The organism is Halomonas sp. MCCC 1A11062 (assembly GCF_021404355.1).
GTDB lineage: Bacteria > Pseudomonadota > Gammaproteobacteria > Pseudomonadales > Halomonadaceae > Halomonas > Halomonas aerodenitrificans.
The window spans coordinates 105,394-119,694 of the sequence record NZ_JABFTW010000007.1 but is presented as its reverse complement, the minus strand read 5'-3'; the positions used below and the strand labels follow the sequence as shown (position 1 = coordinate 119,694).

Here is a 14,301-nt window from a genome sequence, read left to right as displayed (position 1 = left end):
GACAAGAGGCCTGCATGACCCCCAGGACCCTGACCTGCCAAGTGATGGCAGTGGAGGATCTGACCCCCGACGTGTTCCGCGTGCGCCTGGAAGGGCGCGCCGAGGCCATGGCCCATGATCCGGGCCAGTATCTGGAACTCAAGCTCGATGACGAGACCTGGGTGCCGTTCTCCATCGCCAGCGCCCATAGTGGCGACGGCACCCTGGAGCTGCACATCCAGCACTGGCCCGAGCGCGAGAACTCCGCCCGGTTGCGCGAGCTGGTGGTGGTAGCCCACCACCTGACGGTGCGCCTGCCCGGCGGTGACTGTGTGCTCGATCCGACCAGCCAGCGGCCGCTGCTGCTGATCGCTGCCGGTACCGGCTTCGCCCAGATGAAGGCGATCGTCGAGGCTTCCCTGCACGAGACGCCTGAGCGGCCCATCGAGCTTTGGTGGGCGGCCCGCGAACGCCGTGATCTCTATCTCGAGAGCCTGCCTCGACAGTGGGCCGAGAACCACGAGAACCTGCACTTCCACGTGGTTACCGAGGTGGCGCCGCAGCCGCCAGTGGCCGGCGAGCGTGTTCAGGGCCATCTGGGTCGTATCGACCAGGCGCTGACCATGGGGCTCGACGACGTCAGCGGTCATGACGTCTACCTCTCCGGCTCGCCGGGCATGGTCTACGCCTGCGTCGACGTGCTGGCCTCGCTGGGGCTCGAGCCATCGAGGGTCTTCTCCGACGTCTTCGCCTATGCGCCGCGCCAGCCGCTGGTGCCCACTGCCGGGGTACTGCGCCGGGGGAGTGCGGGGTGAGCGCCTCGCCGATCCTGATCACCGGCGGTGCCCAGCGCCTGGGGCGCCACTGCGCCGAGCGGCTGGTCGACGACGGCCATCCGGTGATCGTCAGCTATCGGCGCGAGTGGCCGGAGCTCGAGGCGTTGCGCAGCCGCGGCATCGTCACCCTGCTGGCGGATTTCGCCACCGAGGCAGGCATTCTCGACTTCATCGCGCGCCTCAAGCAGCAGACGCCATCGCTGCGTGCCATCGTGCACAACGCCAGCGACTGGGCGCCGGACGGCCACGACGAGACGGCGGGCGCCACCTTCGAGCGGCTGTTTCGCGTACACATGCTCGCTCCTTACCTCATCAACCTCCACTGCCGCGAGTTGCTCGAGGCCTGCGGTGAGCCGCAGCGCGACATCGTGCACATGACCGACTACGTGGCACGGAAGGGCTCGAAAAAGCATGCCGCTTACGCCGCCACCAAGGCGGGGCTCGAGAACCTGACGCTGTCGTTCGCGGCCTTGTATGCCCCCCAGATTCAGGTCAACGCCATCGCGCCGGCATTGATCATGCTGGGCGAGGACGACGACGAGACCTATGCCGAGCAGGCCCGGGCCAAGTCGGCCATGGCCATGGTGCCGGGGCCGGGCGTGATCTATCAGAGCCTGCGCTACCTACTCGACAACCGTTATGTCACCGGGATCACGCTGCCGGTCGATGGCGGGCGCCATCTTCGCTAGACTATTAGCCACCGGCATGAGCTGAAAGGAGACGAACATGGCACCGCCCAAGGAGTATCATGATGAAAGTGGCCCGCTGTGGCTGCTGGCCCTGTTGGCAGTACTGGCGCTGAACCTGCTGCCGCTGATCCTCGGTGTGAGCCGCGCCGTGCTGGCCTGAATACGGGCTTGCCAAGCCTGCCGCGATGCGGCACGATGAATCCAGAACAGTGGAGACGACCATGACACTGACCGCGAACCTGACAGCAAGCGATGCAAACCGTGCCTTTGGCGCGGTAATGTCGTTTGGCTTCGATGGACAGTCGTTTGGCTTCGACGGTCAGTATTGGTACTGGTTTAGCGCCGGTGTGCCGGCGGCCGGGTCCTGAATCGGACACAGCTGCAAGGGCACACCCAACCGGGTTGCCTTCCATCATGAAACCCCTGGTCGGCAACCCGACCGGGGGTTTTACGTTTTGTGCGTAATGTTGGTAGACCCCATAAACGGAATCGACTCGAGGAGACGCACCATGACTGCATACCGCGCCACTTTCGCCGCCCGTACCCGCCACGATTACTATGGCTGGGGCTATGGCTGGCGATTTAGCGCCGCGCGGTCGGTCCAGTGCGCCACCTCCGACCGTGAGATGACCGGTGGCATGACGACACGATGTTTGCCGACCTCACGGAGTTGACCATGAATGCCCCCGCGACACTTGCTGAACGCCCGACCGATGGCCATGCCGACATGGCCCCTACCACATCCAGTCGGGTCGAGATGACGCTACCCACACCTGGCGAGCTCAGACGCCGTTTACCCCTGGCACCGCCGGTGGCCGAGCGGCTCGCCGCGCAGCGCCGCGCCATCCGTGACATCGTGACGGGGCGCGACGACCGTATGCTGGTGGTGGTTGGCCCCTGCTCGATCCACGATCCGCTGGCCGCGCTGGAGTATGCCCGGCGGCTTGCCGAACTCGCCCCGAGGATTTCCGACCGCCTGCTTCCCGTGATGCGGGTCTACGTGGAGAAGCCGCGCACCACGGTGGGGTGGAAGGGGCTGGCCTACGATCCCGACCTGGACGGAAGCGGCGACATGGCGCGCGGGCTGCACCTGTCTCGCCACATGATGCACGAAATCGCCGTCCTGGGCCTGCCGGTGGCCACCGAGGTGCTGCAGCCGATGCTGGCCAGCTACTTCGACGATCTGTTGGCCTGGGTAGCCATCGGTGCGCGGACCACCGAGTCGCAGCTGCATCGCGAGCTTGCCAGCGGCCTGGAGGCAGCGGTGGGGTTCAAGAACGCCACCAGCGGCGACGTGGGCGTCGCGGTGGATGCCATTCGCGCTGCCGCGCACCCGCACCAGCATTTCGGTCTCGATGACCAGGGCCGCCCCGCGCTGCGGGAGACATCCGGCAATCCCTATGCCCATGTGGTGCTGCGTGGCGGTCGCCATGGGCCCAACCATGACAGCGGCTCGGTCGCTGAGGCGTGTCGGACGCTGGAGCAGTCGGGGCTGCCTGCGCGTTTGATGGTGGACTGCAGCCATGCCAATGCGCGCAAGGATCATCGCCGTCAGGGCGAAGTGCTGCGCGACGTGATAGCTCAGCGGATACGCGGCGAGACGGCCCTGATGGGGCTGATGCTCGAGAGCCACCTGGAAGAGGGGCGTCAGGAGCTCTCGCTCGGAGCCCTGCGCTACGGCGTTTCGGTGACCGACCCCTGCCTGGGCTGGCAGGCCACCGAGGCGCTGTTGCTGGAAGCGGCTGACCGGTTGCGCTGAGAAGAAGGGCACACGGCTGTACCTGAGCGAGGGATGCCGGGATAATTCCCGGCATTCTCGTTGCAACAGGAGTTGGGCATGCCGTTTTCCTTCGAATACCACGACCCCGAGACCTATCGCCGCAAGGCCCGGCTCATCAGTCTGGCCATGGCCGGTCAGCTCATCGTCTTCGGCCTGGTGTTCTCCCAACTGCTGGTGGCGGCCTTCGGCTCCAGCCTGTGGCTCAACGCTCTGGGCGTATTCCTGGGGTTGCTGGCCACCAGCCTGACCTTTGCCGTACTGCGTGAGCGCCCCTGGATGACCGAGATGCGCTATGTCTGGCAGCTCAAGCACCAGCTCTCACGGCTCAGCAGCTACCTTGCCACCCTGCGCCGGGAAATGGACCAGGGCAATCACGTGGCCCTGCACCTGATGACCGCCTACCACCAGGGCATGGCCCAGCTTGCCGAACTCAACGGCCGCACCCTGGACGACGATGCCGAGCAGCTCGGCGAACGCGCCAGGATCCGTCAGCTGCGCGAAGAGCGCGGGCTGTCCGAGCGGGTCGATGGCTTCGACCCCAACGATCTGGCAGCCTTCAAGCGTAGTTAGAGGCTAACCGGCAAGCAAACGGGCGGCGCGCTTGGCGAAATAGGTCAGGATACCGTCGGCCCCGGCGCGCTTGAAACAGATCAACGACTCGAGCATCACCTCGTCGCCGTCGAGCCAGCCGTTGTCGAAGGCGGCCATGTGCATGGCGTACTCGCCGCTGACCTGGTAGGCGTAGGTGGGCACCTTGAGCTCGTCCTTGATGCGTCGCACCACGTCCAGGTAGGGCATGCCGGGCTTGACCATCACCATGTCGGCGCCTTCGGCCAGATCCAGGGCCACCTCGTGCAGTGCCTCGTCGCTGTTGGCCGGATCCATCTGGTAGGTGCGCTTGTCGGCCTTGCCCAGGTTGGCGGCGGAGCCCACCGCGTCGCGGAAGGGACCGTAGTAGCGCGAGGCGTACTTGGCGCTGTAGGCCATGATGCGTACGTTGTGCAGATGCTCCTGCTCGAGCACCTGACGAATCTCGCCGATGCGTCCGTCCATCATGTCGGAGGGGGCCACCACGTCGGCGCCGGCATCGGCGTGAGACAGGGCCTGCTTGAGCAACGTCTCCACCGTGCGGTCGTTGAGCACGTAGCCGGTGTCGTCGATGATGCCGTCCTGGCCGTGGATGGTATAGGGGTCGAGCGCCACGTCGGTCATGATGCCGAGCTCCGGCACGGCGTCCTTGAGCGCTCTCACGCTGCGCTGCACCAAGCCGTTGGCGTTGTAGGCTTCCTCGGCCAGCTCACTCTTCAGCGCCTGATCCACCACCGGGAACAGGGCCAGGGCCGGGATGCCCAGCTCGTACGCCTCGCGTGCCTCCTGAATCAGCAGGTCCAGCGACAGGCGCTCGACGCCCGGCATCGAGGGCACGGCCTCTCGGCGCTGTTCACCGTCGAGCACGAATACCGGCCAGATCAGATCGGCGGCGGTCAGGGTCGACTCCCTCATCAGGCGGCGCGAGAAGTCGTCACGCCGCATGCGGCGCATACGCGTGGCGGGAAATTGGCGCATGGTCTGGAAACTCAAGGTTATCTACTCCGGCTGTGGCCACTGCCGCCCTGACGTCAGCTGGCGGCAGTGTGCCTGGAAAGAATGATGGTGCAATGACAAGCGAGTGTATGGAACGAGTATATCAGTGCCACCCCAAGCCGAAAGTCGCGCCTTGTCGCACCCCGCACGACTCTCTAAAGTGTTGGCTTCGGGAACCAAGGCTGAACCCTTCATTCGAAGCGCCTTCACAACAAGGAGAAAGGCATGAGCAAACAAGTGGCGGTCATCCTGTCGGGTTGCGGTGTCCAGGATGGCTCGGAAATCTACGAGACCACGCTGACCCTGCTGCGGCTGGATCAACTGGGTATCGGCCATCGTTGCTTCGCGCCGGACATCATGCAGCACCATGTGATCGATCATCGCAGCGGTGAGGTGGTCGAGGGTGAGGCGCGCAACGTGCTGACGGAATCGGCGCGCCTGGCGCGAGGCAATATCGCACCGCTCGACGAGCTGGACGTCGATGAGTTCGATGCCGTCATCCTGCCCGGTGGCTTCGGTGCGGCCAAGAATCTCTCCAACTTCGCCGAAGCCGGTAGTGACATGGAGCCGCTGCCCGAGCTGGTCGAGGCGCTGGCTCCCTTTTACCAGACGCGCAAGCCCATCGGTCTGATGTGCATCGCCCCCGCCCTGGTGCCCAAGCTGCTGGGGCCGGGCATCGCCGTGACCATCGGCCACGACCCCGGCGTTTCCGGCGCCATCAGCTCCATGGGCGGGCTGCACCGCAGCTGCGGCGTGGAGGAGATCGTGGTGGACTTCGAGAACCGTGTGGTGACCACCCCGGCCTACATGCTCGCTACCCGTATCGGCGAGGCCGCCACCGGCATCTTCAAGCTGGTGGAGCGTATCGACGAGCTGATGGATCTCTGAGCCAGGGCGGTAATGCGGTAATTCGGTAATGCAAGCGCCCCGCTTCCTTCGAAGCGGGGCGCTTGCGTATCGGGCTTTATGTTTCGAGCTTTATGTTTTTCGGGCTCAGGCCTCGTCGCGCTCTTCGCTGGCCTCGGCCGTCTTGCGGCGCCGCCGGCGTACCAGGCGGCCGAACAGGATGCCCACCTCGTAGAGCAGATACATGGGAATGGCCAGCAGGCTCTGGGAGATCACGTCGGGCGGGGTCAGCAACATGCCGACCACGAAGCAGCCCAGAATGATGTAAGGGCGCTTCTTCGACAGTCTCTCCACCGTGGTGGCACCGGAGGCGATCAGCAGAAAGGTGGCGATGGGGATCTCGAAGGCCACGCCGAAGGCGAAGAACAGCTTGAGAACGAAGTTCAGGTACTGGTTGATGTCGGTCATCACCGCCACGTTCTCCGGCCCGGTCTGGGTGAAGAACTGGAACAGCAGCGGGAAGACGACGTAGTAGGCGAAGGCGGCACCGGCATAGAACAGGCCCACGCTCGAGGCCAGCAGCGGCAGGGCCAGCGCCTTCTCGTTGTCGTACAGGCCGGGAGCGACGAAGGCCCAGGCCTGGTGCAGCACGTAGGGGATGGCGATGAACACCGCCACCACCAGGGTCAGCTTGAAGGGGGCCAGGAACGGCGAGGCCACCTCGGTGGCGATCATCTGCGAGCCTTCCGGCAGCATGCCCATCAGCGGCTGGGCCACGAAGGTGTAGATCTCGTTGGCGAAGGGGTATAGGCCGAGGAAGATCACGAAGATCGCCACCACCGAGCGCAGCAGACGCGAACGCAGCTCGATCAGGTGCTCGATCAGGGGGGCCTGGCCAAGTTCCTGCTTGTCGTCGGAGTCGCTCATCGGGAAGCGGCGTCCTTGTCATCGTCGGGGGGAGAGGAGGGCGCGTCGTCGCTTTGCCTGACCTCGGCCAGCGCCTCGTCTAGCCGCGCCGAAGCGGACGGCGGCGGCGCCACGTCGTCGGGCTTGTGCTCGGGTGTGGCTGGCGCGTCGTCGTCGCCCTTGCGCGGGGTCGAGGTGGAGTAGGGCTGGGCGATGCTCTCCACGTCGCGCTTGGCCTTGTTCAGGCTCTCGTCGAGCTTGCTCTGCTGCTCCTTGAGCTTCTGACGCAGCTCCTCCGCCTCGAGCTGCGAGTTGATCTCCCGCTGCATGCTCGACACGGTGCGCTTGATCTTGCCGACCCACAGCCCTGCCGTGCGCGCAGCCTTGGGCAGGCGCTCAGGACCGAGCACCAGCAGGCCCACGATTCCCAGAATCAGAAGTTCGAGAAAGCCGATATCAAACATGAAGGCTTACTTGCGCTCTTCTCGTTCCTCGACGCTGTCCGCCGCCTTTTTCTCTTCGGCGCGAACGTCATAGGTGTTGGGCTGCTCTTCGTGGCTCACTTTGGCCTGAGGCTTGCCATCCTTCTCTTCCTCATTGACGGCCTGCTTGAAGCCCTTGACCGCTCCGCCCAGATCGGTGCCGACGTTGCGCAGCTTCTTGGTGCCGAAGATCAGAATGATAATGCCGAGTACGATCAGCAGTTGCCAGATACTGATGCCACCTAACATGAAGGTTACCTCTGAGTCGGGATTCCGGCGGATCCGGAAGTCATTTTTACTTTGACCTTGCGGCCTTCTCTTCGTGCCCGGATATTCCGAAACGCCGGGCCAGCTCGTCGAGCACGTCCCGGTGGTCGAGTCCAAGATGCGACAGCATCACCAGGCTATGAAACCACAGGTCGGCGGTTTCGGCGACCAGCGCTTGACGTTCGTCTTCGCCACCGGTCTCGGCATCCTTGGCTGCCAGCAGGGTCTCCGTGGCCTCCTCTCCGACCTTTTCGAGTATCTTGTTAAGCCCCTTGTCATGCAAGGCGGCAACGTAGGATTCGGCGGGGTCGGCGCTGCGGCGGCTGGCCAGTACGTCGAAGAGTTCATCGAGAATATCACGCATGCGGGCAGCTCCGGTTGCGATGGGTCAAGTTCATTGCCAGGCCAGCAGCACGAGCCCGATGAGTCCGGCAGCCAGCACCGGCCAGGGCTGGTTCGCAGCCCATTCGGTGAGCGGCTGCCAGGCCAATGCCAGGGCCGCCAGCAGTAGTCCCAGGCGCAAACGCCTTCCCCCGCGCCGGCCGGCACGCAGGTGGCGCTGGATGCCGCTCAGGGCCAGGGCCTGGCGACGGCGCTGGCGATGCTCCTGTTCGAGGCGGCTCAGGGCCTGGTGGGCCACGCTGGGCAGTTCGGGCAGCTGACGCGAGAGCTCCGGCGCCTGGCGCTTGAGCGACTCCCACAGGCCCACGGCACCGGCGCGCTCCTGCATCCAGCGCTCCAGGTAGGGCTTGGCGGTGCTCCACAGGTCGAGGTCGGGATAGAGCTGGCGCCCCAGGCCCTCGATGTTGAGCAGGGTCTTCTGCAGCAGCACCAGCTGCGGCTGGACCTCCATGTTGAAACGCCGCGCCGTCTGGAACAGCCCCAGCAGCACTTGACCGAAGGAGATGTCCTTGAGCGGTTTCTCCAGAATCGGCTCGCACACCGTGCGGATGGCGGCGGCAAACTCGTTGGCTCGGGTCTCCTCGCCGACCCAGCCCGACTCGATGTGCAGGGCGGCGACCTGATAGTAGTCCTGATGGAAGAAGGCCAGCAGGTTGCGCGCCAGGTAGTCCTGGTCTTCGCGGGTCAGGCTGCCGACGATGCCGCAGTCGATGGCGATGTACTGCGGGTCCTGGGGCTGCTCGCGGGCGACGAAGATGTTGCCCGGGTGCATGTCGGCGTGGAAGAAGTTGTCGCGAAACACCTGGGTGAAGAAGATCTCCACGCCGCGCTCGGCGAGGCGCTTGAGGTCGGTGCCCTGGGCCTTGAGCGCGGCGATGTCAGCTACCGGGATGCCGTGAATGCGCTCCTGGACCATGACCCGCTTGCGTGTCAGCGACCAGTGGATCGCCGGCACGTAGAGCAGCGGGGAGCCATTGAAGTTGCGCTTGAGCTGAGAGGTGTTGGCGGCTTCCTTGCGCAGGTCGAGCTCGTCGAACAGGGTCGCTTCGTAATCGCGCACCACCTCCACCGGACGCAGGCGGCGCGCTTCCGGGAGCAGCGTCAGCAGGCCGGCCACGCGGTACATCAGCGCCATGTCCTGACGCATGACCCGGTCGATGGCCGGGCGGATGATCTTGACCACCACGTCCTCGCCGCTGTGCAGGCGGGCGGCGTGGACCTGGGCGATGGAGGCGGAGGCCAGCGGCTCGGGCTCGAAGTGGGCGAAGGCGACATCGAGGGGCATGCGCAGCTCGCTCTCCACCAGTGCCCGGGCCTCCTCGCCGGGGAAGGGGGGCACCTGGTCCTGCAGGCGGCGGAGTTCGTCGGCGATCTCCTCGGGCAGCAGGTCGCGGCGGGTGGAGAGCAGTTGGCCGAACTTGACGAACACCGGGCCGAGCGATTCCAGCGCCAGGCGCAGGCGCTCGCCGCCCGTGCGCCGGCCCACTGGTACCACGCGCAGCGGTGAGAACAGAAAGGCCAGTCGCAGCCACCAGGGCAGGCGCTGCAGCGGCAGCAGAGTGTCGAGCCGGTAGCGGGTGACCACCCAGATGATGCGCAGCAGGCGAAGCAGCATCATGCCGTGGCCTCGCTTTCCAGCCGTCGCCGCAGGCGGTTCAGACGGGCTTCGAGGCGGTCGGCGGCCACTTCCAGCTCGGTGAGGTGATCGCGCAGGGTATCGAGCTGCTGGCGCCCGGGCAGCAGGCGGGCCTCCTCGAACACGTATTCTGCGATATCGGCACGCATCTCCTCATGAGCGCGCAGCCCCCAGCGGGCCATGCGCTTGACCCCTTCGGCCAGGCTGTGGGCCGGCACGTCGCCCAGCCAGCGGGCCAGTTCGCCCTCCCAGTCGATGTCGAGATCGAAGAACAGGTCGCGCACCTCCTCGAGCAGGTGCACGCGTCCGCGTACCGCCAGTCGGCCGCGGAACATCAGGCGCTCCATCGACTCGCCGCCCAGCAATTCGCCCAGGGTTTCGGTGTCGAGTTCGACCACGGTGTCGACGGTGCTCTCGTCGGGATCGTCCTGGCGCATCAGGTCGACGCCATGCGGGTGGAAGCCGATCAGCAGCGTCAGCGCCGGACGCTCCAGGCGCAGCAGCAGCCGGCTCCCGGCCAGCCGTGACAGGCGTGTGGGAGCGGCCATGTCGCGGGCGAGCAGGGCATTGAGGGTGCGCTCGATGCCGGCCAGCAGCAGGGTCGGGGTCAAGGTCATTGCGCCCTCAAAGCTTGATGCCGCGATGCAGGGCGACGATGCCCCCGGTGAGATTGGTGTACTCGACCCGTTCGAGGCCGGCCGCTTCCATCATCGCCTTGAGCGTCTCCTGGTCGGGATGCATGCGAATCGACTCGGCCAGGTAGCGATAGCTGTCGGCATCGCCCGCCACCATCTGGCCCATGGTGGGCAGCAGCCGGAAGGAGTACTCGTCGTAGGCGCGGCTCAGCACGGGGTTGTTGGGCTTGGAGAACTCCAACACCAGCAGGCGGCCGCCGGGCTTGAGCACCCGGGCCATGGAGCGCAGAGCGGCGTCCTTGTCGGTGACGTTGCGCAGGCCGAAAGCGATGGTGATGCAATCGAAGCTGTTGTCGGGAAACGGCAGGCACTCGGCGTTGGCCTGCACGTATTCGACGTTGCCGCCGACGCCGTTGTCGAGCAGCTTGTCGCGCCCGACCCGCAACATGGACTCGTTGATATCGGCCAGTACCACCCGGCCGCGGGGGCCGACCATGCGCGAGAACTTGAGCGTCAGGTCGCCGGTGCCGCCGGCAATGTCGAGCACGCTGTGGCCGGGGCGCACCCCGCTGCGCTCGATGGTAAGCCGCTTCCACAGCCGATGGATGCCGAACGACATGAGATCGTTCATGACGTCGTAGCGCGCCGCCACGGAGTGGAAGACGTCGGCCACGCGCGAGGCCTTCTCCTCGATCGGCACTTCCTGGTAGCCGAAGTGAGTCGTGCGCTGGTCCCCGGGGGTGGAGTGAGGGCTCATGCGTGAAAGGCTCCCGAATCGCTGCGAAAGGTGAGGCTGGGCCTCATGATGGGCCACATTGTAGCCTTCCCCCGGCTGCCTTGTCTTTGACCTGCTGGGGCTACTGGAGCTGCTTGCTCTCGATCACAGCTGCTTGATCTCGATGCCCAGCGGTGCGCGGCTGGCCCCGGCCTTTTCCAGGCGCTGGAGATAATCGGACCAGTAGGCCTCGCGGTGCTCGATCAGCTCATGCAGGTATTCCCAGCTGAAGATGCCGCTGTCGTGGCCATCGTCGAAGACGAGCTTGACGGCATAGCGGCCCACCGGCTCGATGTTCTTGAGGCCGACGTCCTTCTTGCCGACCTGCAGCACGGCCTGGCTGGGATGGTGACCGCGCACCTCGGCGGAGGGTGAGTAGACCCGCAGATACTCCACCGGCAGGCGGTGGCTCTCGCCGTCGGCGTAGCTGAGCTCCAGCTCGCGGGCCTTCTTGTGGTAGTGAATCTTGCTGGGGATGGGGGCTGTCATGCAGGACTCCGCTTGCGTTGGTGAAGCGCAGCTGTCCGGCGACAGGCACTTCGCGGAGGCGCTGTGAACCCATCCCTGGGCGCTACATTCGCCATCCCTGGCGAATGACCTCCGCTACGACCTGTCCCCGGCGCTGCGCTCATGTAGGCCTCGCTGCTGCGACACTGGCGAACCGAGCAGTACCATCAACTACAGCTACAGCGCTCGTCTCAAAGGATATACCGCGACAGATCCTCGTCCATGGCCAGTTCGCCGAGCTGGGAGTCGACGTAGGCGGCGTCGATCGACAGCGGGCTGCCGAAATCGCCGCCCTTGAACGAGGCTTCTTCGAGCAGCCGCTCCATTACCGTGTGCAGGCGCCGTGCGCCGATGTTCTCGGTGCCCTCGTTGACCTTCCAGGCGATCTCGGCGATGCGCTCGATGCCGTCCTCGGTGAACTCGATGTCGAGCCCTTCGGTGGCCAGCAGTGCCTTGTACTGCTTGGTCAGGGCGGCGGAGGGCTCGGTGAGGATGCGCTTGAAGTCCTCTGGCGTGAGCGCCTCGAGCTCGACCCGGATCGGCAGGCGGCCCTGCAGTTCGGGGATCAGGTCCGAGGGGCGCGACAGGTGGAAGGCGCCGGAGGCGATGAACAGGATATGGTCGGTCTTGACCATGCCGTACTTGGTCGAGACGGTGGAGCCCTCGATCAGCGGCAGCAGGTCGCGCTGCACGCCCTCGCGGGATACCTCGCCGCCGCTGGACTGACCGCTGCCCTTGGCCACCTTGTCGATCTCGTCGAGAAAGACGATGCCGTTCTGCTCCACGGCGTCGATGGCGCGGTGCTTGATCTCCTCCTCGTTGACCAGCTTGGCGGCTTCCTCGTCGCGCAGCAGGGCGAAGGCATCCTTGACCTTGACCCGGCGGGTCTCGGTCTTGTGGCGGCCCATGTTGGAGAACAGGCTCTGCAGTTGGCTGGTCATCTCCTCCATGCCCGGCGGGGTCATGATGTCGATACCCGGGCCCTGGGGCGTGATCTCGATGTCGATCTCCTTGTCGTCGAGATCGCCCTCGCGCAATTTCTTGCGGAAGATCTGGCGCGTCGAGCTGTCGCTGCGGGGGTTGTCTTCCTGGCCGCGGGGCGGCGGCAGCAGGGCGTCGAGGATGCGATCCTCGGCGGCGTCCTCGGCGCGGTGGCGCACTTCGTCCTTGGCCTGCTCGCGTACCAGCTTGATGGCGGCCTCGGTGAGGTCGCGGATGATCGACTCCACGTCGCGGCCGACATAGCCCACTTCGGTGAACTTGGTCGCCTCGACCTTGATGAACGGGGCGCGGGCGAGCTTGGCCAGGCGGCGGGCGATCTCGGTCTTGCCCACCCCGGTGGGGCCGATCATCAGGATGTTCTTGGGCGTGACCTCGGGGCGCAGGTCGTCGTCGAGCTGCATGCGCCGCCAGCGGTTGCGCAGGGCGATGGCCACGGCGCGCTTGGCGTCCTGCTGACCGACGATGTACTGATCCAGGGCGTGGACGATCTCGCGGGGTGTCATCTGGGACATGGTGGCGGCCTTCACAGCGTTTCGAGGGTGACGTGGTGGTTGGTGAACACGCAGATGTCGCCGGCGATCGCGAGCGACTTCTCGGTGATCTCCCTGGCCGAGAGATCGGTGTTCTCCAGCAGCGCGCGGGCCGCGGCCAGGGCGAAGTTGCCGCCCGAGCCGATGGCGATGATGCCGCGCTCCGGCTCCACCACGTCGCCGTTGCCGGTGATGATCAGCGAGGCGTTCTTGTCGGCCACGGCCAGCAGCGCCTCGAGACGGCGCAGAGCGCGGTCGGTGCGCCAGTCCTTGGCCAGCTCCACGGCGGCCTTGACCAGATTGCCCTGGTACTTCTCAAGCTGCGCCTCGAAGCGCTCGAACAGGGTGAAGGCGTCGGCGGTGCCGCCGGCGAAGCCTGCCAGCACCTGGCCGCGATAGAGGCGGCGCACCTTGCTGGCGTTGCCCTTCATCACGGTATTGCCCAGCGATACCTGGCCGTCGCCGGCCAGGGCAACCTGGTCACCGCGGCGTACGGAAACGATCGTGGTCATGGAGATAACTCCGTAACGGGGAGCCGGGGCTCCCGGTGACTTTCGGCGCCCCATGACAATCGGGGGCCGGACAAGAGCGTTCAGGGTAGGTGTGGGCGGCGGCAGGCGAATTCAAGCGCACCGATCAACCGCCCATGCCTGGAAGGTCCGTTGTCATGGACCGCGCAACGCAGCGATGCGTTCGACCAGGCATGGTGCCGTGTTTCCTCAGTTGGTGGCCCGGTGACGCAGCGGCGTGATGCCCTGGGTCGTCATCAGATCCTCGGCGCGATTCAGCTCGCGGGTGTCTTCATACGGCCCCACCATCACCCGGTGCCAGGTCTGACCGTCGGCGGACTGCACCTGGCTGACCTGGGCCATCAGACTCAAGTTGCGCAGACGCTGGCGCAGTTGCTCGGCATCGCCAGGCTCACGGAACGAGGCTGCCTGCAGCATGTAGCGCGTGCCTGCCGGGGCCGCCGCTTCGCTCTCCGGCGTGGCGTTGACCTCGTCGCGCAGGTTGGCGGCGATGACCTGGGCGATGGGATCGTCGGCCGGTGCCGGCTCGGCGGCGGCGCTGGGCTCGATCGGCGGCGGCACGTTGACCGTCGGTTCCGGCGGCGAGGCGGTGGAGGCCACCTCCCGCGGTGCTACCACCTCTTCAGGCAGCAGGGTGTAGAACTCGAAGGTCGGCATGCGCGGTTCCCGCGGCTCGACGCTCGGCGCCGGCTCGACGGTCTCGGTCGGCGTGCGTGGCATCAGCCTGGCCAGCGGCGAGTCGCTACCCTCCTGCCAGGGTGCGGTGCCGTGCTGGTGCTGAGCGAGCAGGAAGCCGGCGATGACGCCGCCCAATGCCCATAGCCAGCCGGGCAGGCGAAAGCCCTGGCCTCTGGCGGGGGCGCGCTTGCGGCTGGTGGTGGCGCCGCGTCTCTTGGGCGTGCGACGGGTGGCCAT

The 14,301-nt window shown here is 66.0% G+C and carries 19 protein-coding genes; 7 read left to right on the top strand and 12 right to left on the bottom strand.

Annotated elements, in window-relative coordinates:
- The first annotated feature begins 14 nt into the window (after positions 1 to 14).
- From HOP58_RS09780 to HOP58_RS09760, 6 genes are all read left to right on the top strand, one after another.
- Complete coding sequence (locus HOP58_RS09780; protein WP_010630137.1) at positions 15 to 794, top strand: NAD(P)H-flavin reductase; 780 nt, start codon at positions 15 to 17, stop codon at positions 792 to 794.
- Complete coding sequence (gene folM, locus HOP58_RS09775) at positions 791 to 1,504, top strand: dihydromonapterin reductase (RefSeq protein ID WP_234260190.1); 714 nt, start codon at positions 791 to 793, stop codon at positions 1,502 to 1,504. The genes HOP58_RS09780 and folM overlap by 4 nt, the downstream gene beginning before the upstream one ends.
- Before the next feature lie 37 nt (positions 1,505 to 1,541).
- The gene (locus HOP58_RS23035) at positions 1,542 to 1,664 is read left to right on the top strand and encodes a hypothetical protein (protein WP_267963375.1); all 123 of its coding nucleotides are present in this window, start codon (positions 1,542 to 1,544) and stop codon (positions 1,662 to 1,664) included.
- A gap of 61 nt (positions 1,665 to 1,725) precedes the next feature.
- A complete protein-coding gene (locus HOP58_RS09770; RefSeq protein ID WP_234260189.1) occupies positions 1,726 to 1,872 on the top strand; it encodes a hypothetical protein in 147 nt (48 codons plus the stop codon).
- Positions 1,873 to 2,180: 308 nt separating this feature from the next.
- A complete protein-coding gene (locus tag HOP58_RS09765; RefSeq protein WP_276574760.1) occupies positions 2,181 to 3,263 on the top strand; it encodes a 3-deoxy-7-phosphoheptulonate synthase in 1,083 nt (360 codons plus the stop codon).
- Between the two features lie 78 nt (positions 3,264 to 3,341).
- Positions 3,342 to 3,854 (top strand): DUF3087 family protein, encoded by a 513-nt coding sequence (locus HOP58_RS09760; RefSeq protein WP_234260188.1) that lies wholly within the window; start codon positions 3,342 to 3,344, stop codon positions 3,852 to 3,854.
- A gap of 3 nt (positions 3,855 to 3,857) precedes the next feature.
- On the opposite strand, the gene hemB is transcribed toward HOP58_RS09760, so the two are convergent.
- On the bottom strand, positions 3,858 to 4,865 hold the full coding sequence (gene hemB, locus HOP58_RS09755; protein ID WP_234260187.1) for a porphobilinogen synthase: 1,008 nt from the start codon (positions 4,863 to 4,865) through the stop codon (positions 3,858 to 3,860).
- A gap of 228 nt (positions 4,866 to 5,093) precedes the next feature.
- Here hemB and elbB point away from each other — a divergent pair, with 228 nt between their 5' ends.
- Positions 5,094 to 5,756, top strand: coding sequence for an isoprenoid biosynthesis glyoxalase ElbB (elbB, locus tag HOP58_RS09750; protein ID WP_234260186.1), 663 nt, complete (start codon positions 5,094 to 5,096; stop codon positions 5,754 to 5,756).
- A 105-nt stretch (positions 5,757 to 5,861) separates the two neighbouring features.
- Here the strand turns inward: elbB and tatC are convergent, their stop codons facing one another.
- The 11 genes from tatC to HOP58_RS09695 all read right to left on the bottom strand — a co-directional run bounded on the left by tatC (position 5,862) and on the right by HOP58_RS09695 (position 14,301).
- Positions 5,862 to 6,641: a twin-arginine translocase subunit TatC gene (gene tatC / locus HOP58_RS09745; RefSeq protein WP_234260185.1), complete on the bottom strand. Its 780-nt coding sequence runs from the start codon at positions 6,639 to 6,641 to the stop codon at positions 5,862 to 5,864.
- Positions 6,638 to 7,084, bottom strand: a complete 447-nt coding sequence (gene tatB, locus HOP58_RS09740) for a Sec-independent protein translocase protein TatB (protein WP_010630130.1) — start codon at positions 7,082 to 7,084, stop codon at positions 6,638 to 6,640. Before tatB ends, tatC begins: the two co-directional genes overlap by 4 nt.
- Positions 7,085 to 7,090: 6 nt before the next feature.
- On the bottom strand, positions 7,091 to 7,351 hold the full coding sequence (gene tatA / locus HOP58_RS09735) for a Sec-independent protein translocase subunit TatA (RefSeq protein WP_010630129.1): 261 nt from the start codon (positions 7,349 to 7,351) through the stop codon (positions 7,091 to 7,093).
- A 46-nt stretch (positions 7,352 to 7,397) separates the two neighbouring features.
- A complete protein-coding gene (locus HOP58_RS09730) occupies positions 7,398 to 7,733 on the bottom strand; it encodes a phosphoribosyl-ATP diphosphatase (protein WP_010630128.1) in 336 nt (111 codons plus the stop codon).
- A 30-nt stretch (positions 7,734 to 7,763) separates the two neighbouring features.
- A complete protein-coding gene (gene ubiB / locus HOP58_RS09725) occupies positions 7,764 to 9,386 on the bottom strand; it encodes a ubiquinone biosynthesis regulatory protein kinase UbiB (RefSeq protein WP_026038327.1) in 1,623 nt (540 codons plus the stop codon).
- A complete protein-coding gene (locus tag HOP58_RS09720) occupies positions 9,386 to 10,024 on the bottom strand; it encodes an SCP2 sterol-binding domain-containing protein (RefSeq protein ID WP_234260184.1) in 639 nt (212 codons plus the stop codon). Before HOP58_RS09720 ends, ubiB begins: the two co-directional genes overlap by 1 nt.
- Positions 10,025 to 10,031: 7 nt before the next feature.
- On the bottom strand, positions 10,032 to 10,799 hold the full coding sequence (gene ubiE, locus HOP58_RS09715) for a bifunctional demethylmenaquinone methyltransferase/2-methoxy-6-polyprenyl-1,4-benzoquinol methylase UbiE (protein WP_234260183.1): 768 nt from the start codon (positions 10,797 to 10,799) through the stop codon (positions 10,032 to 10,034).
- 123 nt (positions 10,800 to 10,922) lie between these two features.
- Complete coding sequence (locus tag HOP58_RS09710; protein ID WP_234260182.1) at positions 10,923 to 11,306, bottom strand: DUF971 domain-containing protein; 384 nt, start codon at positions 11,304 to 11,306, stop codon at positions 10,923 to 10,925.
- 209 nt (positions 11,307 to 11,515) lie between these two features.
- The gene (gene hslU / locus HOP58_RS09705) at positions 11,516 to 12,838 is read right to left on the bottom strand and encodes an ATP-dependent protease ATPase subunit HslU (protein WP_234260181.1); all 1,323 of its coding nucleotides are present in this window, start codon (positions 12,836 to 12,838) and stop codon (positions 11,516 to 11,518) included.
- 11 nt (positions 12,839 to 12,849) lie between these two features.
- On the bottom strand, positions 12,850 to 13,368 hold the full coding sequence (gene hslV / locus HOP58_RS09700; protein WP_010630122.1) for an ATP-dependent protease subunit HslV: 519 nt from the start codon (positions 13,366 to 13,368) through the stop codon (positions 12,850 to 12,852).
- Positions 13,369 to 13,575: 207 nt separating this feature from the next.
- Complete coding sequence (locus HOP58_RS09695) at positions 13,576 to 14,301, bottom strand: SPOR domain-containing protein (RefSeq protein WP_010630121.1); 726 nt, start codon at positions 14,299 to 14,301, stop codon at positions 13,576 to 13,578.